This window comes from Alteromonas sp. MmMcT2-2, from assembly GCF_022348305.1.
In the GTDB taxonomy this organism is placed as follows: Bacteria; Pseudomonadota; Gammaproteobacteria; order Enterobacterales; family Alteromonadaceae; genus Alteromonas; species Alteromonas macleodii.
The window spans coordinates 73874-100433 of sequence record NZ_JAKRFA010000010.1 but is presented as its reverse complement, the minus strand read 5'-3'; the positions used below and the strand labels follow the sequence as shown (position 1 = coordinate 100433).

General features: G+C 43.9%; 18 protein-coding genes. 9 read left to right on the top strand and 9 right to left on the bottom strand.

The window, feature by feature from the left end; translation table 11 throughout:
- Positions 1-151: 151 nt before the first annotated feature.
- Positions 152-781 carry a uracil phosphoribosyltransferase gene (gene upp / locus MHM99_RS08480; protein WP_239218963.1) on the top strand — a complete coding sequence of 210 codons (630 nt, stop codon included), beginning with the start codon at positions 152-154 and terminating at the stop codon, positions 779-781.
- Positions 782-966: 185 nt separating this feature from the next.
- Positions 967-1992, top strand: coding sequence for a LacI family DNA-binding transcriptional regulator (locus tag MHM99_RS08475; RefSeq protein WP_014950264.1), 1026 nt, complete (start codon positions 967-969; stop codon positions 1990-1992).
- A gap of 15 nt (positions 1993-2007) precedes the next feature.
- On the opposite strand, the gene MHM99_RS08470 is transcribed toward MHM99_RS08475, so the two are convergent.
- The 4 genes from MHM99_RS08470 to MHM99_RS08455 all read right to left on the bottom strand — a co-directional run bounded on the left by MHM99_RS08470 (position 2008) and on the right by MHM99_RS08455 (position 9518).
- Entirely contained in the window at positions 2008-3510 is a 1503-nt protein-coding gene (locus MHM99_RS08470; protein ID WP_239218961.1) for a tryptophan halogenase family protein, read from the bottom strand.
- A 150-nt stretch (positions 3511-3660) separates the two neighbouring features.
- A complete protein-coding gene (locus MHM99_RS08465) occupies positions 3661-6564 on the bottom strand; it encodes a TonB-dependent receptor (RefSeq protein WP_239218959.1) in 2904 nt (967 codons plus the stop codon).
- Positions 6565-6915: 351 nt separating this feature from the next.
- Complete coding sequence (locus tag MHM99_RS08460) at positions 6916-7494, bottom strand: thymidine kinase (RefSeq protein WP_014950261.1); 579 nt, start codon at positions 7492-7494, stop codon at positions 6916-6918.
- Between the two features lie 5 nt (positions 7495-7499).
- A complete protein-coding gene (locus MHM99_RS08455; RefSeq protein ID WP_101565382.1) occupies positions 7500-9518 on the bottom strand; it encodes a bifunctional diguanylate cyclase/phosphodiesterase in 2019 nt (672 codons plus the stop codon).
- A 477-nt stretch (positions 9519-9995) separates the two neighbouring features.
- On the opposite strand from MHM99_RS08455, the gene MHM99_RS08450 reads away from it, so the two are divergent.
- Positions 9996-12515, top strand: coding sequence for a TonB-dependent receptor (locus MHM99_RS08450; protein ID WP_239218957.1), 2520 nt, complete (start codon positions 9996-9998; stop codon positions 12513-12515).
- Between the two features lie 73 nt (positions 12516-12588).
- Here MHM99_RS08450 and MHM99_RS08445 read toward each other — a convergent pair whose 3' ends face one another.
- On the bottom strand, positions 12589-13305 hold the full coding sequence (locus tag MHM99_RS08445; protein ID WP_239218955.1) for a hypothetical protein: 717 nt from the start codon (positions 13303-13305) through the stop codon (positions 12589-12591).
- Between the two features lie 144 nt (positions 13306-13449).
- Positions 13450-15699 carry an acyl-CoA dehydrogenase gene (locus tag MHM99_RS08440; protein WP_014950257.1) on the bottom strand — a complete coding sequence of 750 codons (2250 nt, stop codon included), beginning with the start codon at positions 15697-15699 and terminating at the stop codon, positions 13450-13452.
- A gap of 410 nt (positions 15700-16109) precedes the next feature.
- Here MHM99_RS08440 and MHM99_RS08435 point away from each other — a divergent pair, with 410 nt between their 5' ends.
- The 4 genes from MHM99_RS08435 (at position 16110) to MHM99_RS08420 (ending at position 18919) form a co-directional block, all read left to right on the top strand.
- Positions 16110-16664, top strand: coding sequence for an outer membrane beta-barrel protein (locus tag MHM99_RS08435; RefSeq protein ID WP_239218953.1), 555 nt, complete (start codon positions 16110-16112; stop codon positions 16662-16664).
- Between the two features lie 105 nt (positions 16665-16769).
- Complete coding sequence (locus MHM99_RS08430; RefSeq protein WP_239218951.1) at positions 16770-17027, top strand: DUF3081 domain-containing protein; 258 nt, start codon at positions 16770-16772, stop codon at positions 17025-17027.
- A 185-nt stretch (positions 17028-17212) separates the two neighbouring features.
- On the top strand, positions 17213-18148 hold the full coding sequence (gene lpxL / locus MHM99_RS08425; protein WP_014950254.1) for an LpxL/LpxP family Kdo(2)-lipid IV(A) lauroyl/palmitoleoyl acyltransferase: 936 nt from the start codon (positions 17213-17215) through the stop codon (positions 18146-18148).
- A 153-nt stretch (positions 18149-18301) separates the two neighbouring features.
- A complete protein-coding gene (locus MHM99_RS08420; RefSeq protein ID WP_239218948.1) occupies positions 18302-18919 on the top strand; it encodes a TcpQ domain-containing protein in 618 nt (205 codons plus the stop codon).
- Here MHM99_RS08420 and glnE read toward each other — a convergent pair.
- Positions 18909-21863 carry a bifunctional [glutamate--ammonia ligase]-adenylyl-L-tyrosine phosphorylase/[glutamate--ammonia-ligase] adenylyltransferase gene (glnE, locus tag MHM99_RS08415; RefSeq protein WP_239218946.1) on the bottom strand — a complete coding sequence of 985 codons (2955 nt, stop codon included), beginning with the start codon at positions 21861-21863 and terminating at the stop codon, positions 18909-18911. The two genes, MHM99_RS08420 and glnE, sit on opposite strands and share 11 nt — an antisense overlap.
- Before the next feature lie 314 nt (positions 21864-22177).
- Between glnE and MHM99_RS08410 the strand changes: the two genes are divergently transcribed.
- The gene (locus MHM99_RS08410; RefSeq protein WP_239218944.1) at positions 22178-23083 is read left to right on the top strand and encodes a DUF350 domain-containing protein; all 906 of its coding nucleotides are present in this window, start codon (positions 22178-22180) and stop codon (positions 23081-23083) included.
- Positions 23084-23128: 45 nt separating this feature from the next.
- Here MHM99_RS08410 and MHM99_RS08405 read toward each other — a convergent pair whose 3' ends face one another.
- Complete coding sequence (locus MHM99_RS08405) at positions 23129-23476, bottom strand: GIY-YIG nuclease family protein (protein WP_239218942.1); 348 nt, start codon at positions 23474-23476, stop codon at positions 23129-23131.
- A 238-nt stretch (positions 23477-23714) separates the two neighbouring features.
- Here MHM99_RS08405 and MHM99_RS08400 point away from each other — a divergent pair, with 238 nt between their 5' ends.
- The gene (locus tag MHM99_RS08400; protein ID WP_239218940.1) at positions 23715-24779 is read left to right on the top strand and encodes an XrtA/PEP-CTERM system-associated ATPase; all 1065 of its coding nucleotides are present in this window, start codon (positions 23715-23717) and stop codon (positions 24777-24779) included.
- A gap of 138 nt (positions 24780-24917) precedes the next feature.
- On the opposite strand, the gene MHM99_RS08395 is transcribed toward MHM99_RS08400, so the two are convergent.
- Positions 24918-26552: a TIGR03016 family PEP-CTERM system-associated outer membrane protein gene (locus MHM99_RS08395; protein ID WP_239218938.1), complete on the bottom strand. Its 1635-nt coding sequence runs from the start codon at positions 26550-26552 to the stop codon at positions 24918-24920.
- Positions 26553-26560 lie beyond the last annotated feature (8 nt).

Genomic DNA, 26560 nt, shown 5'->3' with positions numbered 1-26560 from the left:
AGCCTACGCACTAGGTTATAGCATTTATCCACTCTGTCTAGCGTTGATGTGGCGTTTTAAAGCATTGAATAAACATATTTTTACGACTAATCGCTTTAACTAAAATACTTCTGGGTTAAAATATAGCTAAATCGATTACAAGGAGTCTTACATGGCCGTTCACGAAATTACCCACCCGCTTATTGCGCACAAACTAGGGCTTATGCGATACGCTAAAATTAGCAGCAAAGACTTTCGCGAGCTTGCCTCTGAAGTAGGGAACCTTCTGACTTATGAAGCAACGCGAACACTGCCTACGGAAAAAGCGACGATTAAAAGCTGGTCGGGGGATGAGGTAGAAGTAAGACAAATTAAAGGTAAGAAAATAACTGTTGTCCCTATTCTTCGTGCTGGCTTGGGTATGCTTGAAGGCGTACTGGAACTTATTCCAAATGCGAAGATTAGTGTAGTCGGTCTGTACCGTGATGAAGATACACTGCAGCCAGTTGCCTATTTTGACAAGGTAGTAAAAAACATTGATGAACGTACCGCACTGATTGTTGACCCCATGCTGGCAACAGGCGGTACGTTGATTGCAACAATCGACCTTCTGAAAAAGAAAGGCTGTCGAAGAATAATGGGACTTTTCCTTGTTGCTGCGCCTGAAGGCATTAAAGCCGTTGTTGAAGCACACCCTGATGTTGATATCTTTACCGCCGCAATCGATGATAGATTGAATGAGAAAGGCTATATACTACCGGGATTAGGAGATGCTGGAGACAAAATCTTTGGCACGCGCTAAAAGCGAAAATCTCTAAAAATTAAGCCATTGAGCAATTTGTTACATAACTCATCGAATTAGCGCTAAATTTCACGCGTTAAACGTTTAAGTTAATGATATAGTCAGAGGGTAGTCAGAGCGCACGCTTGCTACCCTTTTTGGTTTTTAAATCTGGGTAGTTAGTTTCGTGAAAAGAGCTAAAAATAATGAATAAAACAAAACTTACCCTAAAAGATGTTGCTGAACAGTTGGGCGTTTCAACGGCAACCATTTCAAATGCATTTAACCGCCCGGACCAATTATCAAAAGCGAAGCGCGAAGAGATTTTAGCGCAGTGCAAAAAGATTGGTTACAGCGGCCCCAATAAAGCAGCACAGATCCTCAGAAAGGGCACATCAAATATTGTGGCTTTAGTATTAGCCGACAGCATTTCATATATGGTGAGTGACCCCGTCGCGAGTACTTTTATTAAAGGTGTTTCTTCTGCGCTTCAAGAAAATGGCAAGCATTTGTTACTGTACGCGGGCGACTCTGACAGCATTCTTGATGTTGTAGATTTTGTTGATGGTTTTATCTGTTACGGACAACCGCGCAACAGCAACTTGGTAGCGGAGTTGGCAGTGTCGCCAAAACCTGTGGTCACCGTTGACTTTGATATCGAAGACAAGCCATCTATTAATATTGATAACGAAGAGGCGGCCTATCGCGTTGCGTCTCATGCGTTAAATGAAGGTGACAATGTGGCAATCTTTGGGCTTCGCCTGATTGACTCGCCTTCTACATGTCGTATTTACGATAGTCCGTTGATTGACGTAGACAGCTCAATTGCTCACCGTCGACTTGATGGTTATTTAAGGGCCGCTGAAGAAAAGAACATCACGGTAAGCAATGAGCGTATTTGGCACCTTCCAGAAAGTGACAGACACTTTGCAAGACAGGCAGCCAAAGAAGTCCTGACCAGCTCTCCAAGACCTAATGTGGTTTTGTGTATGAGTGACATTATAGCCCTTGAGCTACTTCACTTAGCCTTGGATATGAATATTAAGGTACCGGAAGAGCTGAAAATTACAGGGTTTGATGGTATTGGGGAAGCCGAGCGTGCGCGCCCGCGTCTTACTACAGTTTGCCAATCCAGCAGTGGCAAAGGCGTAGAAGCAACAAAAGCACTGCTTAATCAAGTAACAGCAAAGAGTACGCTGCCTTTTGAATTGCAAGTCGGCGAGACGGTATAGGCTGAGCCAAGAGGTTCAGCCCGCGTTAAATAAGGTAGATTGCTTATCAAAGTTTAACGAGCAGCGATTAAAAAATGCGGCAAGTTTCTTTTCTTCAAAAAGATCGCCGCTTTCCTTCAAAGAAGCGGGCTGATTGAGTGCCGGTGGCGGGAATACACCATAGCCAGACAACAAACAGTGCCACGACGTAGTGCTGAAATGTCGACTAATACCTTGCCGCTTTATTTCCTCAACAATATCCCCTTTTCTGTACCACACATCAAGTAAACTTAGCAGTGATTCGGACAGATTCATGTTAGCTCTGTTGTCTCTCCAATAGTCACTGTCGTTGCGCCCGTTTAGCTTGTAATGACACACGATATAATCTCGGACGCGTTCAAAGCGCTCTGAAACTTCCTGATTAAACGCCTGTCTCTGTTGAGCACTATTTTCGTTGAAAGAATAGTTGTCCGCGAAAAGCTCGATGCTCGTTTGAACTAGGTGTAGTGCCGTTGCTTCTAAAGGTTCAATAAACCCTTGCGACAAGCCTAGTGCAAGACAATTCTTCTCCCAATGCCTTTCACATTGACCTACACGCATAGACAAGTGCTTTGCTTCAACATCGGTATTTTCCATCCCCAATGCGCGTCGCAATTCACATTCTGCAGCGTCTTTCTCTTGGTACTGCTGACTATACACATATCCGTTTCCCGTGCGGTTGCGAAGGGGTATCTGCCAACGCCAACCGTTCGACATGGCAACCGACTCGGTTTCAACCGGTAAATTAGCGCATGCTGGTGTAGGCAACACAACGGCCGAGTCATTGAATAGGTTGTCACTAAAGTCCCTAAACGGTACGCCTAGCGTCTTTTGTAAAAGGAGTCCTGAAAAACCCGTGCAATCTATGAACAGATCTCCATCAAGTTTTTGTCCGTCTTGACAAACGAGATGTGAAATGTCGCCAGATGGTGAGGTATGCACCGATTCAATATTACCAACAACGTGATATACGCCTTTTGATTTAGCGCGCTCGCGTAAGAATCGTCCAAGTCTTAGAGAGTCAAAGTGGTAGCCGTATTCTATATCGAATGGAAAATTATGTGAGGGAAGAGGGGCAAGGTTTTTCTTTGCCAAATACCCCGCCATAAGAAACTTATCAGGTCGAGTTTCAACATCGAGACCCAGCCTTCTGGTTAAGGCATTAACGTGAAATGCTCGTTCACTAAAAACATCTAGCTGGCTAATAAAGGGGTGAGAGTAGCTGTGTGAATTATTGCCATTCCAGCCCGTGAACTTGATATTAACTTTATACGTTGCTTGGCACTCTTCCATCCAATCATACTCAGGAATATCAAGAGTTTGGAAGAAACGCTTGAGAGTAGGTGTCGAGCCTTCGCCTACGCCTATTGTGCCAATGTCTTCTGATTCTATGAGTGTGATGGTCACAGCTTGATTAGCCCAGCGGTGAGCTAAAAGGTTGGCAGCCATCCAACCTGCTGTGCCGCCTCCAGCAATAACAATTCGGTGTGGTGTTGTCATTAAAGGCTCTGCAATAAAAGAAGGGTGAAATTAAACAGTATCAGAGTTGCGCATTACTGCCACACTTTACATGGCAGTAATGCAAGGCACGTATCCACTATCTAAAGATGCGTGCCATTATTTTCGTACGTTCAAAAGGGATGGTCCCTTTTAATAGAACGAATAGTTGAGGTTTAGCATATAAGAAGGACCAAATTCGCGGCGGAGCGTAACAATGCCCGCATCATCAATGGTTTCTTCTTTCTCATCAGTCAGGTTGACGCCTTGTAACGATACTCTTAGCCCTTCCAAGTACTCAATTCCGCTATCTGCAAAATCGTAGCTAATTTGAGCATCGACTTGGGTAACGGCGTTACGAGTTGCTGGCTCAATTTTGTTTGAACCTCCACGCTGATATGTGAGGAACTCAGAACGATCGGTTGCCGCAACCCTAATCTCAAAGCCGTTCATCTCATAGTACGCTGTAATGCTGTACGTATTGTCTGATTGGCCTGGAATGGCTGTTCCATCTTCAAGCTCCGCATCTAGGATTGTTGCAGAAGCGGCAATACCAAATCCATCCAGAGAGTCAGTGAGCATTCTTAAAGGAATATTGGCTGTTAGCTCAACCCCTTTCATTTCACCTTTTAGGCCATCTTCGAAGAATGAATAGAAGCCCTGGTCTGGCGGAGTTACTAAATCGCCCACTTCGTAAGGCGTGTCTTGCGGGCCGTAGTTACCCGCAACGTCTACGATTCTGTCATGGAATCCAGGAATGAAGTAGTTAGCACCGTCATTGGTCACGTCATTCGTGAAATCAATAAGCTGGTTACCGTCGCGGGTCCAATTGACCAAATCTTTATAGAAAAGCGCAATCGAGACATAACCTTCTTCCTCGAAGTAGTTTTCAAATGAAATGTCAAAGTTGTTGGCTTCTAACGGACGAAGGGTTGGGTTACCCGTAAATTTAGACCAAGGCGACCCGAACTCTCTCACCGCCGCCTCAGAATTCTCTGTAGCAATCAGCTCAATATTTTGATCAAACTTAACAAAGCCCGATGCTTTCATTTGGTCGATACGCGCTCGACTAATGGTTTTCGATGCCGCCAAGCGCAGGTAGCGATTCTCATTAAGTTCGACACTTACGTTCAGGCTAGGCAGGAAGTGAGAGTAATCGTCGCCATCGGTAATAACACAGTCCGCATCAACCACTTGGTTGCCATCGTCGTCACACACGGCAAAGTTCGGGCCTACAATACCAATGAAACCCGTTGAGCTTTGGTCCGTTTGTACATATTGTGCACCCACGTTACCTTTTACATTGAAACCTTGAACTTCAGTCTCAAAGTCTAGCTGGGCGTATAATGTAGTTACTTCTTCATCAATGGTGTAGGTATCACCTAAACGATCAGGCTCTAGAAGCCCTGCATCATTAAGCGTATATTCACCATCGTTGTAGGGGGCAAAGCCGTCGTAGGCTACAACGTAACCCATGCCAGCCCAGGTTAAGTCAGCTAAGCCGTTGTACAGATACTGCTCAGGGATCGCTTCAGAAAATGGATAAGATGATGCGGTTGCGAAGAAACCTTTGTTATCTTTTGCTTTGAATCGGTCGTTATAGTTTACGCCGGCCGTAAAAGTGTTGAAGATTCCCCAATCTACATAACCAACTGCCTCAAAACGTATTGTGGTCAGCTCTTCTTCAAAATCAGCAAAGTTCAGGAAACCATCTTGGGCGTTGAAATAGCTGTAAGGTTGACCATTTGCCTGTAGAACATCGGTGATAAACTGATCGGCAATGTTAGCCATACCGCCCCCCCAAACTTGAGGACCCGCAAGCTGTAACATGGTGGGATCAGAGAATGCATCAAGGCCGCTACTGCCGGTAAAGTAAATACCATCAGTGCTCATTTCGAATTGACGTGAACCTAGTTGCCCTTCGCCGAGCGCACCAGAACGCGCTAAACCAGCGTATGATTCACCACGCAAGTCACGTTTGTTCGACTCACTGTCTGCCACGTCTAAAGTAAGAGACCACTCATCGGTTATGTCGTATTTGATATTTAAACCGAAGGTTTGAAGCTCGCCATCTTTTTGCGCGGGATCTGTACGCAGTACTGGATTCGCGTTAACTTGCGTGCCCGAGTTGTTAATGCCTGTACCGCTTACATTTGCCGCAGCGAAGGGTTCGATGAAACCGCGAATAACACCTGAGTCGGAATAATCAATATCTAGCGCATCAAAAACAATGTCTAGTCTATCGGTGGGACGCCATTGAAGAATGGCTGAAATCGTGTCGCGTTCTAGCACGCGGCTAATGGCCTGAGTGTCTAAACCAAACGGAAGCACCTGACCATCGTCATTCTCACCATATCCCCAAACACCGTATTTTCTCTCGTTTCTGGGGGACTCCGTTGATGCAATGGCAAGTGCGAGACCCACAGTGTCATCGGCAAACTTTTCTACAAAGGAAAGGGCAAAACGGTTGCCGCTATTGTCGAACTCTGGGTTATCTGAATCGTTGCCACCAAGTTCGTAGACCCCAGTGACGGTAAGGGTTTCCTGGGCTGCTAGAGGGCGTACTGTTTGCAAGTCTACTGTACCGCCAATACCTTGGACAATAAGCGAAGCGTCAGAGGTTTTGTAAATTGTGGCACCTGTCATGATTTCAGCAGGGTATAAGTCGTACTCTACGCCACGGTTATCGCCAATACCGATAAGCTCTCGTCCGTTCAGCGAGGTGCCGGTAAAGTCTTCTTTGAAGCCACGTACCGAAATACCAGACGTTCGTCCCCCAACGCGCTCGCCTGAAAGGCCTGGCAAGCGGGCAAGTGATTCTGCGATTGAAGAGTCTGGAAGCTTACCAATGTCTTCTGCGGAAATGGCCTCAACAATGGAGTCGTTGTCCATTTTCACCGCTTGGGCGCGCATCAAAGAGCCTCGAATCCCCGAAACTTGAATAATTTCTACTTGTTCGTCGTCTGGTGTGTCTTGTGCTACTACTGAACCGCTGTTAAGGGCGGCGGTAATTGAAATAGCGATTAACGCAGGTTTAAACGTACTGGTGTGCTTCATGAGTCATACCTTGCTGAGTGTGTTAAACAAAGGTTTTATTATTTACAACGTTTTAACAATAGTGGTTGTTTTACTCATACGCAAGTGTTTTCTTAATTGTTTAAGAAAAGTGTTTTCAAATATAGGGCATAAACGGCTACTCGTGGCTAGCAAGAATGCTTAATGCTTTTTCTTGCTACCTCTAAATAGTACCGAGAAAGTTTGGATAACGCCGATTGAAATCTGGCAAAGAGCAGAAGGGGGAGTGGCAAATTTTTTAGAGAATGAGAAGCGGACAATAAATGCTATAGCCCGCAACAGATATGAGGTTCAATGACCGCTTATGTTAGTTAGGTTACTTGACGTTGGGGTTTAGTCCCAAACCAGTTCTTTAAAATGCTTGCGACACATTGATTCATAGGTGTCGTTGCCGCCAATTTGTACTTGATCACCATTTTTTACTGCATTGCCATTTTCGTCTAAACGCACCACGAAACTTGCTTTTTTACCGCAATGGCAAACGGTTTTTAGTTCAGATAGTTTATCTGCCCAAGCCAGCAAATAATGACTGCCTTCAAAGGTTTCACCTAAAAAGTCGGTACGCAGGCCGTAGGCTAGTACCGGCACATCAAGTTCATCAACTACGTCCACTAGCTGCTTTACTTGTGCCTTTGTTAAGAACTGTGCTTCGTCAATAAAAATGCAGTCGGGCTTTAACGCTTCGCAGTCTTTGCTTATTGAGGCAAACAAATCATCGCCTTTTGCGTATAGCTTGGCATCTGCTTGTAAGCCGATACGAGAAGTGACTTTCCCAACGCCGTACCGATCATCTAGCGCTGCGGTATAAATCACCGAATGCATACCGCGTTCACGGTAGTTATAAGCTGATTGGAGGAGTGATGTAGACTTCCCTGCGTTCATTGCAGAGTAATAAAAATAAAGTTGAGCCATGGTTATTAGTAGTTTTCGTTATACCAAGAAATAAGGTCGTTGGCGTTCATTGGTCTAGCGAAGTAAAAGCCTTGCAAATAGTCGGTTCCAAGCTGGGACAAATGTTGCCTTTGCTGCTCAGTTTCGATGCCCTCTGCAATGGTTTTACAGCCAAACTCTTTAGCCATTAAAAGTGTTGCTCTTATTATGGTATCACTCTCTTCAGAGCTATTCTGTATAAAAGAGCGGTCAATTTTAATAAAATTGAATGGCATAGATTGAAGACGGTTTAAAGATGAATAACCTGTACCAAAGTCATCAATTGATATTTTGACATCACGGGCTACGAGTTCGCTCACTCGTTTAGTCACCAGATCTTTATCAATAGCGAATACGCTTTCAGTTATTTCTAGATAGAGGCGTTCTGGTGAAATTTTAGTTGTGCTGAGGGCATTGTCTAAAACTTTAAAGAAGCTGTCATCGAGCAGCTGCGCGACTGATACATTTATCGACATTGCGAGGCCGGGTTTGAACTGCCAATGTGAAAGGTCGATAAGCGCTCTATTTAATACCCACGCACCTATTTCAGGCATTAGCCCGCTGCGCTCTGCAAGGGGGATAAACACCGCAGGAGAGATGTTTTCTCCGTCGCAGTTCCACCGTAAAAGCGCTTCTACTGACGACAAGGAGTTTGTCGTGACGTCAATGATAGGTTGATAAAAAACAGTAAACTCACTATTTTCAATGGCTAATCTTAAGCGTTCACAAAGGCGCTGCTCTCGCTTTATTTCGTTGTGCAACGTTTCATTAAATACGCCAATAGAGCCTCTTTGCTTACGCTTTTGATCATACATAGTCAGGTCGGCCTGTTGAATTAAATCAACAGCGCTGTCGCCATGAATGGGGAACATAGCGATGCCGATAGTGGCGTCTAACGTTACCTGATTGTCGTTCGCGATAATGGGAATAGTGACGCCACTGCGCATAGCGTGTGCTACGGCCTTTGCGGTATCAACATTAGCATAAGGAATTACGGCGACGAATTCGTCTCCTCCCCATCTTCCCAGGTGATTTTCTTCTGTATAGTTACGAAGTCTGTTGGCAATTTCGGCAAGGACAATATCGCCGACTTTATGTCCTAAACTGTCGTTAACTTGCTTGAATCCGTCTAAGTCGATAAATAGAAGGGCGAGCGAGTTATCAAGGGCACGTGTGGTGTCAATCAAATTGTTGAGATGCTTGAGAAAGCCATTGCGATTAAGCAAATTTGTCAGTGGATCTCTGTTAGACAACCGATATAAATCCGCCGTTCTTCTTTCCACTTCCGCTTCAAGGTTGGCGTTAGATGCATCGAGCTTTTCGTTTGAAGCTATGAGTAGTTTGTTTACTTTAACTGTTTCACTACGCTCAATACGCATCTGTTCCATCAAACTATTATTCTTAGCTTTAAGGTGTAACGTACTGATGAAAAAGCGATGGTAGCGAAAAGCACTGGCGAAAATACCAAACCAGAAAACCAAGCCAAGCACACCTAAAATAAAAAATTTCCCGCTAGCATCTATTAACGCACATAACGACATGGGTACAAGAAGAGCAGTAGAGTAGAACCCGACGAGTTTTATGTTAGGAGACAGGACGGTTCCAGCTCCGCCGGACATCGCGGCGAGTACAACCATAGTCGCTGCTAGTTCGACAGTTGCCATGGATGAATAGAAAAGCACAGAGTAAAGCGCCCAAATACAACCCGTAACATAAAGCCCGGTCGAAAACCGAATCAAAGCAGGGCGCGGGTTATAAGCTTTTCCTGCCAAATTAGTGCGCCAATATAATGCATCAATTAGCCTCAGAAGTGAGACGCACACCATTACTCCCCAAATCTGTAGTTTATTTGCAAATGTTGAAGGGGAGTCGCTTTCAAAGAAAAATACCAGGCCAGAAAAGGCAAATATCGTCATCAAGAAGCCGACAAAGCTATTGCCAATTAGCATGTCGGTTGTGTCTCGTTCTATTTCAGTTTGTGATATCGATTCTTGATACGTGTTCAACCGGATAAAGCCTTAATTACATTGTGATTCAAATTTAATGCATTACTTCAAAAGCAAATTTAGTCGTACAGAGTAGCGGGAAGCGTACAAACTTAAGTGCACTAAATGATTGTAGTATAGGCTAAATATAATGCATATGACGGGGGCATTTTAAAATTCGACTAAAGCAACCCGCTTTTAGTCTATCTATGTTTTTCACAGTTCGTTCTAAATACCTGAAAGTGTAGTGCTCTTAATCGATATTGCTTTTTATTTCTTATCAGCGATGTGAACCGCTAAATATAGCTAAAACTTAAGTATACAAAAGTTAAATAAGGCGCTGCGCAAGAGTAAAAACTTTTCACAGGATGTTTACAATGTTGTTCCTTTGTTATAAATTCTTAATCGATTAAGTTTAAATTGTGCTACCGCCTCCCTACGTTAAAGGGACAGAGGCTACCTTGGATTTAACAAATTCAACACATTGTCGGAGAAAAAATGAACAAAAATCACACACTCAACGCTTTGACCCTAGCGATTTTCGCCGCTTTTTCGGGCTCGGTTATCGCGCAGGAATCATCAACAGCTGATGCTGACGCAAAGTCGAAAGAAAAATTCGAACAGATTGTGGTTACCGCTGCACCGGGTGGTGCAACAATGCAAGAAGCTAGTGTTTCTGTAAGTGCATTCGACGAAGACGATATTCTTAAACTAGCTCCTCGTTCTACCGCTGAGGTATTTCGCGCGTTACCCGGTATTCGTGCCGAGTCTTCAGGCGGTGGCGGTAACGCAAATATTACTATTCGCGGTATTCCACTTGCGACGGGTGGTTCTAAATTCTTGCAAATCCATGAAGACGGTTTACCTGTTTTAGAATATGGTGATATTAACTTTGGCAATGCCGATAACTTTTTACGCTACGACTGGTCAGTAGCGAATGTGGAAGCAGTACGCGGTGGTTCAGCGTCAACATTCGCAAGTAACTCGCCAGGCGGTGTTATTAACTTGATCAGTAACACGGGCGAAGTAGGTGGCGGTGCCATTGGAACGTCATTTGGCGTCGATTACGAAGAGTTTCGTTTAGATTTTCGCTATGGCGGTGAAATTAGCGACGACCTTTACTACCACATTGCTGGCTTTGCCCGTGGTGGAGAGGGCCCGCGAGAAACGGGATACAATGGCGACCAAGGCGGTCAGGTTAAGTTCAATATCACTAAGATGCTAGATAACGGTCACATCCGTTTCTTCTATAAAAACCTTGATGACAAAGTATCAACATACCTTCCTTCTCCGGTATTGGTGAAAGGCGATGGTGAATATGGCCCGGTACCTGGTTACGATGCCAGCTCACAGGCATTAAACTCAGCTTACAACACAAATATTTCTACTTTTGACAGCTTCGGTAATCCGGAAAACCGTGACGTTCGCGACGGCATCGAGTCAAAAGTAAACTCATTTGGTGTAGAAGTAGACTTGGAAGTGGCTGAGAATTTGTTCTTATTAAACAAATTCCGTATTTCAGATATTTCTGGTGGCTTCATCGCGCCATTTACTGACGGTTTCCCTGCAGGCCCAGGTGATGTTTCAAACTTTGCTTCAGCACTTTGCGCTGGTGCAACCGACGGTGATGGCAATGCGCTAAATTGTGACAGCACAAGCGTAGTATTAGCCAACGGCCCAGGCGCAGGTGAAGTGTATACGGGTCAAGCATTTACAAATCTTCAGTTTGACACGCGAATTAACGACCTTGGCAACATGATCAACGATTTCAGTTTGCGTAAAGAGTTTGATAACGGTATCGACCTAACAGTAGGTTACTACTACTCAAATCAAGACATCGCTACAAGCTGGTCAAGCTGGCAGACATTTATACAAACTCTAGACGGTGACAATTCACAGCTTCTAACAATTACAGATGGCGATGGCGTGGAACTTGTTTCAAACGGTTTATTGTCACCAAGCTTCCTTTCGTGGGAGTGGGACTTAAACTATGTAACAAAAGCGCCGTACATGAACGTTGGTTTTGAATTTTCAGATAACATTCTTATTGATGCATCGGTACGTCATGACACGACCGAAGCTTCAGGTGAACTCATCAGCTCGTGCTGCGGCGGAAATGCTGACTTCGACCTAAACGGTAACGGAACTATTGAGCAAATTGAAGATGCTTCAGCAATCAACAGCGGCTTCGTTAGCGGTGGTGTTATCAACTTAAATCGCGCAGGTGCGTCATCTCAAATTGTTGATTACAGCGCGAATAATACGTCTTATTCAATCGGTGGTTCGTACCTGCTAAGCGCCAGTCAGACATTTTTTGCCCGTTACTCAAAAGGTGGCCGTGCCATTGCTGACCGCCTACTTCAAATTGGCGGTACGTTGAACGCGGATGGTAGCCTAACAAGCACAACTTCAGGTTACGACACAACCAAGCAGTTCGAAATTGGTTACAAGTACGGTACTAAAGACCTAATGGTTAACGCTACTTTGTTTGATACTGTTACTGAAGATACGCAAGCAGAAGTAACAAGTGGTCTAACTTTCATGCGTGAATACGAAGCAACTGGTCTTGAGCTAGAAGGTCGTTGGAATGCAACTGACAATTTTGTGATGTCAGGTAACTTAACATGGACAGATGCTGAAATCAGTAAAGATGTTAATGACCAATCGCTCGTAGGAAATACGCCTCGACGTCAAGCTGATTTGATCTGGACTATTACACCTGAGTATGTCACTGACAATTGGTCAGTTGGTGCTTCGCTGCAAGGTTCGACAGAGTACTACGTACAAGATAATAATGACCTGAAACAAGAAGGCTATAACCTTGTAAACTTATTCGCTACGTATTGGGTTAATGACCAGTTTTCAGTGTCGTTAAACATGAACAATGCTACAGACGAATTTGTAGTAACTGAAGTAGAAGGAACACCTTTTGGAGAGATTTCAACAGGTGATTATGTCCGCGGAAGACCGCTAAATGGTCGTACTACGGTACTGTCGCTTAAATATATGTTCGACTAACGAGCAAATATCTAGTGCGAAGATACTAGTTATTGTTCAATTAACGCCCGCAATTGATGCGGGCGTTTTCTATTTATTCACTCTCCGCGGCTTTGAGTAGCTGAAGCTGCTTGGCGATTGCTGCAGAAAGTCGGTCAATTAAGTGGCTATGTTTCTTATGAATAACGTGTACCAATTCGTGTTCCACTAGAGGTATATACTCAATTCCAGATTGATCGAAAATGGCTTCTTCAAAATAGTCACTCGGTAAAATAGCGTAGTCAAATCGCCCGTTGAGCAGTAAATTTATGACGTGGTGAAAGTCATCAAATTCAAAGATGTTGGCATTTAACTCGCCAGGTTTGGCGTGCATATTGAAGAAAAATCGGGTAGTGACGGCTATTGCCTTATCTGGTTGTTGAATGATGCTTTTACTGCACTCAGCTCCCCGTATACACAATAGAAATGATGTGCCATGAGACAGTGCTGGAGGAACAATTACAATGTTATTGTCAGGCTGAGACACTACGTCATAGCGAGTAATATCTGCATCTGTCATTCCTTCATTCAAAAGCCGTAAGCCTCTTTCCCCACCCACTTTTTCGAATGTAACCTCAATGCCGATATCTTGATACGCACGTGCTATTAGGGGTTTATAGAAGCTACTTACTCGAGGATGAGTTAATTCTCCAATGACGAAGTTAGTATCATCGTGCTGGGCACTGGCGTTTGAATTGAAAAGCAGCGACGAGATAAAGAGAATAAAAAATGTTGAAACGGTCTGAAAGAAATCAGAGCGTATCGTTTTCACAACACAAATCCTTGTTAAAGGAAATAACGATAATCTAAGGGTAGAGTATGAACTGAACAATGAAAAGTGAATGTGAGTGACCCTAAACAAAAAGCCCCATCTCAAGGACGGGGCTTTATCAAGGACGCTGTTGTCTTTTATTGCTTACGCAGCGTTTTGACCGCCATCGATTGCTTTAAGCGTTTGAGACGCTGGAACAAGTTCCATATCGAACGTATATTCGTCTACACGAACTGCTAGCTTGCGCTTTTCGTTGTAGTCGTGAAGCTTAGCGGCTTCATCAGCAGTTACCACGCCTTTTTCTTGAAGCTTGTTAAGTGCATGTTCAAAAGAAATGAACGGCACTACAGGCTCTTTGCGAAGTGCTTTTTGCACTTTGCCAAGAAGGTGCGCTACCGCGTGCTTCGCTTTAAACGCTTGTTCGTTAATGTCGTTGCCGTCTCCCGGCGTAACGCGAACAAGGTGAGTAAGCTGCTCTTTAACGCTGTTATCTTGCATAGACGCAATAGAAAGCTCACGCACTAGGTCATCGCTAATACCTGCAACACTGTTGGTGTAGGTGTTGGTAAGAAGACGCATTAAACCACGTGTCGCCGTATTCGGGAAATTGTTGATGAAGTTAACAATTGCCTGATCAGCTTGTTGTAAAGACCACTGCATCGCGTATTCGAAATACGGTAGCGCAAGTTTTCTGTCTTCAATGCGCTGCTCGTAGAAACGAATCGCTGCCATTGCACCGTATAGGTAGCTCATTACGTCACCTAGACGTGCTGATAAAAGCTCAGCTTTCTTAAGGTCACCGCCTAATACTGCAAGTGACAAGTCAGCAAGTGGAGCTAGTTTTGCAGAGATGCTGTTAACACGCTTCTCATACTTGCGAACTTCTGGTAATGCAGATTCGCTCTCGCGTAGGAAAGGAAGGTAGCCCTTACCTAGGCTGCGGAACGCATTTTTAACGCTGAAGCCAACCGTCTTACGAAGTACTTTGTTGAACTCTGCATCCGCTGAACTTTCGTTGCTGTGGATTAGGTCAACCATGTCTTTCAAGTACGGGTGGCAACGCATTGCACCTTGACCGAAGATCATTAGGTTACGGGTAAGAATGTTTGCACCTTCTACCGTAATCGCGATAGGAAGCGCAGCATAGCCGCCCGCTAACGTATTCTGAGGGCCGCGTTGAATCGCTTTACCTGCCTGGATGTCCATAGCAGAGTTCATCACATCACGACCTAGTTCAGTCATGTGATACTTAGCAATAGCGGTGACTACTGATGGCTTCACGCCTAGGCCTAGACCTTCAGTTGTAAGAACACGCATAGCCTCAAGTAAGAAAGTCTTACCCGCGATGTCTGCCATTTTCTCTTGAATACCTTCAAAACGACCAATTGGAAGACCGAATTGCTCACGTACGAAAGAATACTCAACCGTGCCTTTAAATGCAGATTGTGCAGTCGCTACGCCCATTGCTGGAAGTGAAATACCACGACCTGCACCTAGACAGCTAACTAGCATCTGCCAGCCACGACCAATGTTCTTTTGACCACCAATGATGAAGTCCATAGGAATGAACACATCTTGACCACGAGTAGTCCCGTTGTAGAAGCGTACACCCATTGGGTCGTGACGGTTACCAAGTTCAACACCTGGGTGAGACTTAGGTAGAAGGGCACAGGTAATGCCAAGCTCTAGTTTGTCGCCAAGTAGTTGGTCTGGATCGAATACTTTAAATGCAAGACCAAGTACTGTAGCAATTGGTGCAAGTGTAATGTAGCGCTTGTCCCAGCTTACGCGTAAACCAAGCACTTCTTCGCCGTTGAATTCGCCTTTAGTCACGATAGCCGCGTCAGGAATAGCACCTGCGTCAGAACCTGCTTCAGGGCTGGTAAGCGCGAAGCACGGAATATCGCGACCGTCTGCTAGACGAGGTAGCCAGTAATCTTGTTGCTCGGTCGTACCGTAGTGCATAAGAAGCTCGCCTGGACCTAATGAGTTAGGAACCATTACGGTTACTGCAATTGCACCGCTTTTCGCTGCGATAGTGGCAACAATTGTAGAGTTTGCATACGGGCTGAACTCAAGACCACCAAATTTCTTTGGAATGATCATAGAGAAGAAACGGTTCTTACCTAGGAAGTCTAAAACGTCCTGAGGAATGTGCTTGCCGTTGCCTAGTTCAAAATCATCGATCATGTTCAGCAACTCGGTTACTGGACCGTCCATGAATGCTTGTTCTTCTGCGCTCAGTTTTGCCTGAGGGATATCGCGTAGCGCCTGCATGTCAGGCTTACCCTGATAAATAGAAGATTCAATCCACACATCGCCTGCATCTAAGGCTTCTTGCTCTGTGATTGAAATTGGGGGTAATACTTTCTTTAAGCTAGTTCTGATACTCATAATAACTCATCCGCTCATCTGACCAGTTGTTTAGGTTAATACTACACCTTATTTAAAAAAGATCAAATTTTGTAAAAATTATCAAATAATCATGTGGTTATATAAACTATCTGCGTCTTTTGTATACGAAAGTGTGATGCAAGGGATTAACATTGCTGATATTTAATGGTCAAAAAACGCTCTGCTTGTTGTGTCACCTTGATGTAGAAACACTATACCTGCGGTAACACGCCGCGATTACGAACATTTTACCTCTCGCTGTGTGGGTAATTATCTATACGGACTGGTATAGAACCCGCTTTTTCGTGCAGCTGTCCGTTAACTGTATTCATCTAAACTCTGTTTGTTCGTTTTAATCAGAGGCATTGTCTTTTATAGTGAGCGCTCTTTAACATGGAGAAGTAATTAAAATGCGCCGTCTTTCATCATTTTTCGCTAAGTTCCTTATTGGAAGTGCAGCTATAACAAGCTTGGGTTTTTCTGGACTAGCATCAGCCAACGGATATGCAGTGGCAAATATTGGCTTTGGCAATGTAGATACTGAAGTAGATAATGAGTCTGATATTAGCTATTCAGCTGCTTTAGGCTATCAATTTCATCGTCAGTGGTATGTAGAAGGTGGCTATATCTCTTTTATTGATACAGATAACGACGAACAATCAATCTCATCTAAAGGCCCTTATTTGGCGTTACTAGGTAAAGCGAGTAGCCAGAAAGGTGAGCTGTATTATAAATTAGGCGTGGCAAGCGTTGACATCGAGCACGCGTCGATAGATAGCTCTACCTGTGGCCCAGAAGCCGCTGTGTGTGGATACGATGACACAATTATTGCAGGATTAGCTGGGCTAGGCTTCGATTATTACTTAGGCTTACAGTCGATGCTACGCGTGGAATACACCTACTTTGGTGGCAAAGATGATTTTTCTGCGCATATTGTAAATTTAGGTTTTCGCTACAACTTTTAGGTTGTAGTTATTAACTCGCATAGACGTTTTAAATATAGGCCGTAGATAAATCCAAAAATCGTTTGATTGTGTAAAAATAGATAAATTCTCAACAATGGATTTACAATGAAAAACGAATTAGACAGCAAGTTCTTACTTCAGGTTTTCGACAAGATCCGCCAGCATGGCGCGAAAGAAGGTGAACAGTATAAGCTTAATGGGATCACTGCGTTTACAGATCACGATGGCTATACGCTTTACATTGAAGACGTTAATGTGAAGCTGCAGTTCGGCTTTCACAATCAATACCATTTTGACTATGACTCAAAAGAGCAATATGAATCGTTTGAGAAAAAGTTGAAGCAAATCGATAAAGAATATTAGTGACCTGATTTCAGTTTGTATTGATAACAAGTAATATGTTTCTTAAGCAGAGAAAGCAAGTATGGGCTCTCTCTGCTTAAGCGATTCTATTTATCGCAAGGGCACTGTGGGCTGTCTGTCTCAATTAGCCCCACCAAAAACCTTCTGCTACAATGCTGCCCACTTCGTTTCAAAGGATACAGACATTGGCGGCGGCAATTAAAGCTCCTAAATTTAAACTAGCATTTTTAGGCCCTAAGTTTTGGCCTGTATGGTTAGGTGTTTTCGTTCTTTATACGATTACATGGTTGCCTTTACCCGTGATACGCGCTATCGGTGGCGGTACCGGTAAACTTATCGCATTAATTGTTCCTAAACGGGCAAAAGTCGCAAAGCGTAACTTGACGCTCTGGAACCCTACACTTTCCGCCAGTGAAGTAGAGGCGCTTTACAAAGAAAATGTGCGGCGTACAGGCATGGCGCTATTTGAAACTGCTATGGGATGGTGGTGGCCTAGCTGGCGCGTAAAACGAGCCATTGAGATTGAAGGCACTGAACATGTTGAAGCGGCCCTTGCAAATGGCAAAGGTGTATTTGGTATGGCACTTCATAATATGAATCTGGAATTTGCCTGTAGAGGTATTGGCTTCTTCCGTCCAAGCATCGCGTTTTATCGCAAGCACAACAACCCTCTCGTTGATTACCTTCAGTATCATGGGCGAAACCGCTCGAACAAATACATGATTGATAAACGCAACGCAAAAGCCTTACTTGCTGCACTTGACGATAAAGAACTTTGTTTGTACTTGCCCGACCAGGATTATGGCCCGAAACAAAGTATCTTTGTGCCATTCGGTGGGGTGAAAGATACCGCGACAACTACAGCAACGCTGATGTTTATTCGACGTAGTCACTCTGAGCCAATGATCATCACTTCGCAGTACACCAAACGCGGTTACAAAATTAAAATCTATCCACCGCTTTCTCAGTTAGGTGATATGGAAGACGCTGAAGCACTAACATTACTGAATCAACATGTAGACGCTGCGGTTAAAGAACAGCCAGAAAGCTATTTGTGGATGCACAAGCGATTTAAAACCAGACCGGAAGGTAACCCTGAATCGCTGTATAAATCACTATAGCTGTGTATGAATTCACACCTAGCGATGAAAATTAGATAAATAGAATAATAGGCTTTCCGTTCGAAGGTAGACTAAACTAGAAGAATTATGCCTAAGTTCATACATATAGCATAAGCTGATTTTCGATTAAAAGTGGCTACACATTGGTAAGGTATGGGACAGACAAGTTATTCAAGTTCATCGTTTTGGGCAAAGCAAATTGGCATAGCTGCAGTGCTTGTGATCATTGCTGGCGTACTCATTTACGTGCTTCAAACACAGGACCAAGAGCCTGTTCCGCAAGGGCAAGCGGAAGAAAAGTCTGTATCACGTGGATTAAGTGAGTTCTATCGAAACTTCCGTATGTCTGCTACTGATCCAGCAGAAGATGAGCAGGGAGATTTTGTACTGGATATTGCGGGCGTTGATCCAAATTTAGACAATAAGCTTGCACAAATGTCTAGCCAAACCCGTCCGGTTGAAAAGAATTGGACCGGCGAACATAAATACCGCACGTTCCAAGAAGGGAACACACTGCGCGAAGCTATTTCGCAATACGCTCAAGCTGAAGGCATGCAGGTGATATGGAACCTGGAGCAAGACTTTGTTATTAAGCACCAGTTTCAATTGGACAACACGGTTGCAGGATCGCTTGCTAAAATTGCCAGTGCCATAGACAGTAGTTTTGAAGGGCAAGTAAAAGCATATTTATGTGCAGAGCAACGCTCGCTGGTGGTGACTGCTCAAGAAACAGAATTTCTCACCACCAACTGTCGTTTGGTTAGAGGTTAAGCTTCAACGCCTGGCCGCTACACGTTCCAAATAGTGTATTCCAGTGAATGGTTACTTGCTCTCGTATGGCATCTAATTCTTCGCTCTGATCTGCGTACTTGGTATCTGCTAACGTTAAATGGTGGTATTGCTCTCGCAGCTTTAAATACGCCTTTTGCAGTTTGTGCGCAGTGGCGACATCAATAATGTTGCTCTTGGCTGCGGCGTCAAAAATGCGAAGATTGTCAGGATATTCTGTCATGGCAGCCTGTGACTTTGCGTTAGCGAGTACAAGATATTGAGCCATGAACTCAATATCGGTAATACCACCTACACACTGCTTTAAGTCTACCTTGTCGTTGTCCTTTGAAAGCAAGTGCTCCCGCATTTTCAAACGCATTTTGCATACATCGTCAGCCAACGTTTTAGCGTTTCTAGAGCGAGTTAGTATGGAGTTTCTTACCTGCGTGAAGTCATTCAAAAGGCGTGGGTCTCCGCAAATGGCTCTTGCACGAACCAGCGCTTGATGTTCCCAAGTCCATGCTTCTTCGGTCTGGTATTTCTCGAAACCATCGATATGGCAACATAACAATCCCGCATTGCCAGAAGGGCGTAGACGCAAGTCGGTTTCGTATAATTGCCCAAACAACGTCTTCGTATTGAGAAGATGCATGATGCGCTGCGCCAATTTAATGTAAAACTGTTGCGCTTCAATAGACTTCTTACCGTCTGTACTTATGCTGCGAGGGGCATTATGCAAAAACACTAAATCTAAGTCTGAGCCGTAACCTAATTCATACCCGCCTAGTTTTCCATAGCCGATCACGGCAAATCCTTTGTTAGTTCCCTCTAGGTGTGCTGGAACGCCATAACGCTGTTGCATTTGCATCCACGCAGCATCTACTACGTTCTCCAATATCACTTCAGCTAGCACCGTAAGCTTATCGCTCACGTTGTTTATAGGTAGTGATTCACTGATGTCGCTGGCGGCTATGCGAAGCTGTTGGCAAAGTTTGAACTGCCTCCATCCATCCATAAGCATTTCAACATCGTCTTGTTCAATACGAAGCATGATTTCACGCAGTTCCAGCTGATATTCCTGCTTGCTGGTATGGATATTGGTATTTTGCTGACCGAGGTATAACGGCGTGAGTAATTCGTCTAATAGTAATGGGAAGCGCTTAATTTCTTGAGCAATCCAGTCGCTTCGTTCACATAGCCTTACTAACTGTTTTAACACATCCGGATTTTCAAGTAGTAAGTCAAGGTAAGTGGTTCGGCCTGTAATCGCTTCTATAACACCGAGTAAACGGTCGAGTACCTGAGGGATGTAGTTTGGATGTTGGTTGATGAGCACATACAAAATTTCGGGAAGCAACTTATTTAACGTGTCTTCACCTTTTTGGCCTATGCGATAATTGCGTTGCTTATCCTTGAAGGCGACGAGAATAGAATATATGCCTCTAATATCGCTAGCAGACAGGTGTTTGCCAAAGGTCTCAGTAAACTCATCCTCTTGCAATGAAATACGCCACGCATCTTGGCAGGCAGTAAACAGCTGGTCTTCTTCTGAGTGAGTATCATGAGACTCTTCTACTAACTCGTTGAAATGGGCATGAATACGCGCCATTACAGTATCTAAATGCACTAAAAATTCACTGTAAGAATCAAAACCCATGACTTCAATAAGCGCAGCTTGTTGCCAAGGTAACTCAGGAAGAGTTTGAGTCTGGTGATCTTGAGCTTGTTGAAGCGTGTGCTCTACTTTTCTTAGGAATAAATAGTCACTTTTTAGCTGTTGCGTTACATCGCGTTCGACTATATCGAGTTCAGTTAATGCGTCTAACGTGCGAAGTAATGACTTACTTTGTAATGCTGGCTCTCGTCCTCCGTGAATCAACTGAAAACTTTGGGCAAAAAACTCCACCTCACGAATGCCACCTGCGCCGAGTTTTATATTGTTACTCAGTCTGCGCCTGCGTATTTCTGTGGCGATCAGCTTTTTCATGTTACGAAGGGCATCTAATGTGGTGAAATCTAAGTAACGACGGAAGGTAAACGGGTGCAAAATGCTCTTTAACCATTTCACATCTTGCGAGTCATCATCGTTAATCACCCGCGCTTTTACCATGGCAAAGCGCTCCCAGTGTCGACCTTGGTCTTGATAATAATCTTCAAGTGCCGCGAAATGCATCACAAGGGGGCCAGAATCGCCGAAGGGGCGTAAACGCATGTCAACGCGGTAGACTTGACCGTCATTAGTCACTTTGTTCAATGCTTGAATAAGTTTTTGCGCGAGTTTGGTAAAAAACTGCTGATGCTCTACGCTTTTTCGACCACCTTGGGTTTCGCCTTTTTCTGGGTACGTAAAAATTAAATCGATATCAGAAGAAAAGTTGAGTTCCTTTCCTCCTAATTTCCCCATACCCAAGATATACATGTGCATGTCTTGGTTATGGCTTTGTGGTTTTCCATAGCGCGCTGCTAAATGTTGATAAAGCCAGTGGTACGCACCGTTAATAAGTACATCAGCTAATGCTGAAACCTGCATAAGTGATATTTCGATGGGTTGCTTGTTCAAAACGTCGAGGAAAGTAATCCGCGCCATCTCTTTATTTCTAAATTCCCTCAACACTTGCATTAAATCATCTTCGCTGGCGACGGTGTGCAATTCATTGTCTAGGTTTGCGAGATAGTCAGATGACATGGTATTGCCAAGAGATTGAAGCGCTTCACTTTTCTCAGGTGGTTGATAAGGCTCAACAATGCGAGAAACAAATGAAGGGTTTTGAATCAATGTCTCAGCCAAGAAGGAGGAACGCGTGAAGGAGAGCATTAGTGTTTCACAATGAGCCTTAATAACGGCTTTGTCACTTTCGCTAATTGCTGGCGCTGTTAACAACTGCTGCCAAGATTTTTCGGCAAGTTCTATGTTTGTCATGCTATTTTCGTTGTCTATTGGCATAATGCTCGCGTCTTATGAGATATCACTCGTGTTTTACGTTTGAATACTCACAATTGCCATTGCAAGTATTCAAAACAAGGTTTGCTAAGTGCGCTAACGTGCAGCTCTGCATCCAATGTGGTTAAGTGCCTGCTAACCCAGGGTGTGATCTACAGGTCATTTGGCCCTAACTAAAATAAATCTGAACAAGTTCGATGTCATCGTTGTACAAGTTTGTATTAGATGAACGCTATTCAATTAGCCATCATTGATTTTTCGAAACTACATCAAAAACTAATTAGAAGAACTTTGTGTGTTCAAGGAGCAAAGATAACGTGGAAGCCTTAGTAAAACTAGTACCTCTAACGCAAGAACTGCTGATATATCTCGCTATGGATGTCGCAATTGCGTTAGTACTGCTAATGATTATGAAGTGGCTAACAGGCGCATTCAGGAAATACTCGGTAACAGAAGAACTAGGTGTTAAAGATAACTTCGCATTTGGGATAAGCATTGCGGGAGGCATGCTGTCGTTGTGCATAGTATTGAGCTCAGTTGTTGGCCGTCATATTGGCGTGGGTTATAAAGAAGCGGCGATTGGAATGGTAACTTTCGGCATTGTGGGCATTATATTGGTGAAGTTCGGACGCTTCGCTCACGATAAACTAGTACTTAATAAAGTTGATACGCATGCGATGATTGCCGAAAGGAGTGTGAGTGTGGCGCTGGTTGATGCAGCTAGTTTGGTGGCAAGCGCAATTGTTTTACGCAATATTATGGTGTGGGTTGATGGCAGCGACATGAACGCAATCATTGCTATTGTGACCGGCTTTACCGTAGTTCTGACCATGTTGCTTGTTATGACGCGCATTTTAGAGTTTAGATATGCAAGAGATAATCAAAACGACTCATTTCAAGGAGCGCTAGAGAAGGGGCAGTTAGCACTCGCTATCGAGCACACTGGTAATTTACTTGGAACTGCTATGATTGTGTCGGCAGCGAAGAATTTACTCATTTACAACCCATCAGGCTACGTGAGCAATATAACAGGTTGGCTGATTGTTAGTGTTGGCCTAGCAATCGCACTTCATATTTTGGTACTAGTGAGCAAAAAATTTATTTTATTTGGCATGAATTTCCGGCAGGAAGTCGACCAACAGCATAACGTTGGTGTAGCTGCACTTGGGTTTACCCTTAGCATAGGAAACGCCATGATCATTAACGGTGTCTTAGGCGGGTAGGGGAATACTCTTTTCTGGATAACGAACCTAACGCAACCCAATGTCTTAATCTTCAAATTGGGTTTTCATACACATTAGCTCATTGAGTTGCCCTTTACGAATAATCCCGTTTTTTTGAGGGCGGCTCATTCTCTTTACCTCATATTCAAGCTTTGAGGCATGTGATTTGTCAATCATTTCGAATATGGCTTTAAAGGTCAGTGGTGTCTTACCTTTTAAGGCCTTGGCGCCCCCTTTTAACTCTCCTCGGTGTTGCGCTATGCGGCGCTTGGGGTTAGTGGTAATTCCTGTGTAGAGTTGGCCAAGCTTATTTTCAACTAAGTAGAGATACCACGTAGCTTTTGTACTTCCCTGGTGGGTATTGCCTGCGTTGGCTGGTATACTTTGTGCCAATGTAATTCAATGTATAGAAATTTCTCGTAGCTTTATATTAGCAGAATTAACTAGTGCTTGTTGAACTTTGCTGTACAACATAGATCAACCAGCCCTAAAGACTCGGCGTAAATATATTACTTCGATAATCGCGCGATGTTGGTTACCATATATACGAGAATAAGCGCGCTGTTTCGGATTCACGTGTTCGCACTCATGTTTTCGAACGCACATTTTTAATGGAAAAACGGTAAATTGCATGTACGAAAGTTATTATGGACTTAACTCGAAACCGTTTCAGTTAACCCCAGATCCAGAATTTTTCTTCGCAAGTAAATGGCATAAACGCGCCATGTCTTATCTACAGTATGGCCTTTCTCAAGCTGAAGGGTTCATTGTTATTACCGGCGGAATTGGAACCGGGAAAACCACCGTAGCAAACAGCTTGCTTGAAGAAATTGAAGACGACATTGCGGCAGCTCAAATAGTTACGCCAAAGCTGTCGCCAGACGAACTGGTAAAAATGGTCGCGTCTAAATTTGATATCCCTACGGAAGGTCGCTCAAAAGCCGATATTTTAAAAGTGCTTGAAGTTTTCTTATACGATCTAAACAAAGCGGGTCGCCGCGCCTTACTTCTTGTTGATGAAGCGCAAAACCTTCCGTTAGAGACCATTGAAGAACTAAGAATGCTGAGTAACTTTCAGCTGAACGGCAAACCGTTGATTCAAAGCTTTTTGCTGGGGCAAGAAGAACTGCAGCCTATTTTACGCGCACCGAATATGGAGCAATTTAGGCAACGTATTGTAGCGTCTTGCCATCTCGCTCCGCTTTCATTGGAAGAGTGCAAAGAATACATTGAGTACCGATTGCACCACGCGGGATGGAACGGCTCACAGTTATTCAGTGAAGAGGCGTTTGAACGAATTCACATGTTCTCTCGGGGCATTCCTCGAAAAATTAATACCCTTATGGACAGGGTAATGCTCTATGGCTTTTTAGAAGAACTAGAGAGCTTTGACGCGGACGCGGTAAACGAAGTAATTGAAGAAGTGAAAGCCGAAATGTTTGAGCCTGACAAAACGGGCGCAGAAGTGACGGAGCATATGGGCTTTGCTGACCACCCTGAAAGCCAAACTATCATGACACCTAAAGGCAATGTTATTCGCGACACCAAATACTACTTGGATATGTTAGCTGAATTAGTTGATGCTTTAGATGACGCCATTTCACAAAAAGTGAAAATGACGCAATACGTCGATAAGCTTATGAAAAAGAAGTTCAAAACGTATGTTCGACTTAAGAGTGATGATAAGAAAGAGTGATACTTTCTTTGTAGCCACCATCATTTGATAAACAAAAAAAGCGCCTTTTTACTAACGTAAAATCGGGCGCTTTTTTTTGAGTTTAGTTGACTAGTACTGCCTACAAACTACAACCGGTAGATTGAAAAAGTCAGTGAATTAGTCATAGGTGTAGGTAATAGAGGCGCTTAAGCGTCTGTCGGTATAGTTGTTACCAAACTGAGATATGCCTGTATTCAAATCTCCCTCTTGCTTGAGGTACCTAGCATCAATACTTGCTTTTAACCGGCGACCGAACTCTCTTTCTAAACCAATGGATGCATTCCAGTTGTCGCTTTCGCCTCTGAATACATCTTCTGCACCCTGACCTGTGATATTGGCGTAGTTAATACTGCTAGTTATGTTGGTATAGCTACCAATTTTATAGGCTACGTTTGTACCGAAAGAGTAGGTGCGTCTTAGTCTATCTTCGTCTAAGTAATCATCTTCGGCATATCGCCAAGAAAAAGCGAGGGTAATTCTAGAAAAGTCATAACCTGCTTGAAAATTTGCACTTTTTCGCAGAATGATGTTGTCGTCAAACTCTAGATTTTGAGAAGTAAGCTGCACCAATTGCTCTCCCGCGGAGGGTGTATAACTTAAGCTATTGGGCTGAAAACAATCAGCAATGGATGACGATGAAGCTGGGCAAACAAATACGCCTAAGTTCTCTGGATCAGCTAACAAGCGAGAGGTGTTTGTAACGTCTTCCGAATAGCTGAACGAGGTTCGTAAGTATTTGGAATTGTAGTTAATATTCGCTGATGCCGATTCACCATAAAAACGACGCCCGTATGTAGCCGCAATGCGAGTACGGGTACTCAAAGCCCATTGCATATCAACACCTACGAATGTTTCACCGTCGTCATCCTCTATATCGGAATCACTTTTATTTGCCGTAATTGAGATATAACGATTTTCAGCTTGTCGATAGGTCAAGCCCGCGCCATATGAATTAAACTCTCTGACTAAACTACCCGTGTCATTTCTGTCAGAGATCTGGTTGGCTTCGTGCCTTGCAGTTAAACGAATGGCCCAGTTGCCATAAATTCGAGTATCAATATAACCGTCACCGGTTCTCGACTCAAAGTCGCCTGCACTTGCTTGACCTCTCTCAGTATTCTGATAAGTACCTGTAACTGACCAGATGAAATACTTGGCTTCATCGCCGTTGAGTAAAGTACCTGAGAGTTGATAACTGTCATTATCCAGAGCATTACTGTTAGTTAATGAGCGCTCCGATGCTGTATCTGAGTATGAGGCTGTGCCTTGCCCCCTTACCCAGTCGCCTTGATCTAGTGTAAGCGTAGAAGATAGTCGATTCGAGCGAGTTTTCGCCAAACTGTCAGAGTTTGCAATAAAATCACTTATTAAAAAGTTTGCTGAATTGGTATTTTGGTAATTTAAAGCCCCAGCCGCTTGAAAGGACAGTAAATTTTCAAAAGGTACCCATTGCGCTGAATAGCTGTACTCTGCGTAATCTTGGCGCTGGCTCGCATCGTCGTTATCGCGCTCAAGATGGGTGTAGGTACCAGACCATAACCCTTGAAATGTTCTTGTTTGATAAGTAGCGTTTACTTTTGGCGCTACAGTCACCGTGGTAAGTGAACGGTTGCCATTTTCCTCAGTATCGACACTTTGGTAGATGGTATCGGCTGTGGCAACAGCATTAACGTTAAGCTTTGCAAAAGCAGGTATACTTGTTGCGACGGCTGCAGCAACAAGTGTCGGCTTTATTATTCTTCTTTTAGGCATTGTATCGC

What these genes read in the sequence shown, in the direction of transcription:
- MHM99_RS08465 (WP_239218959.1), bottom strand. Translation starts at nt 6,564, where the DNA reads ATGAAGCACACCAGTACGTTTAAACCTGCGTTAATCGCTATTTCAATT.
- MHM99_RS08430 (WP_239218951.1), top strand. Translation starts at nt 16,770, where the DNA reads ATGAAAAACGAATTAGACAGCAAGTTCTTACTTCAGGTTTTCGACAAG.
- MHM99_RS08420 (WP_239218948.1), top strand. Translation starts at nt 18,302, where the DNA reads ATGGGACAGACAAGTTATTCAAGTTCATCGTTTTGGGCAAAGCAAATT.
- MHM99_RS08470 (WP_239218961.1), bottom strand. Translation starts at nt 3,510, where the DNA reads ATGACAACACCACACCGAATTGTTATTGCTGGAGGCGGCACAGCAGGT.
- glnE (WP_239218946.1), bottom strand. Translation starts at nt 21,863, where the DNA reads ATGCCAATAGACAACGAAAATAGCATGACAAACATAGAACTTGCCGAA.
- MHM99_RS08450 (WP_239218957.1), top strand. Translation starts at nt 9,996, where the DNA reads ATGAACAAAAATCACACACTCAACGCTTTGACCCTAGCGATTTTCGCC.
- MHM99_RS08395 (WP_239218938.1), bottom strand. Translation starts at nt 26,552, where the DNA reads ATGCCTAAAAGAAGAATAATAAAGCCGACACTTGTTGCTGCAGCCGTC.
- MHM99_RS08460 (WP_014950261.1), bottom strand. Translation starts at nt 7,494, where the DNA reads ATGGCTCAACTTTATTTTTATTACTCTGCAATGAACGCAGGGAAGTCT.
- MHM99_RS08435 (WP_239218953.1), top strand. Translation starts at nt 16,110, where the DNA reads ATGCGCCGTCTTTCATCATTTTTCGCTAAGTTCCTTATTGGAAGTGCA.
- MHM99_RS08440 (WP_014950257.1), bottom strand. Translation starts at nt 15,699, where the DNA reads ATGAGTATCAGAACTAGCTTAAAGAAAGTATTACCCCCAATTTCAATC.
- upp (WP_239218963.1), top strand. Translation starts at nt 152, where the DNA reads ATGGCCGTTCACGAAATTACCCACCCGCTTATTGCGCACAAACTAGGG.
- MHM99_RS08400 (WP_239218940.1), top strand. Translation starts at nt 23,715, where the DNA reads ATGTACGAAAGTTATTATGGACTTAACTCGAAACCGTTTCAGTTAACC.
- MHM99_RS08475 (WP_014950264.1), top strand. Translation starts at nt 967, where the DNA reads ATGAATAAAACAAAACTTACCCTAAAAGATGTTGCTGAACAGTTGGGC.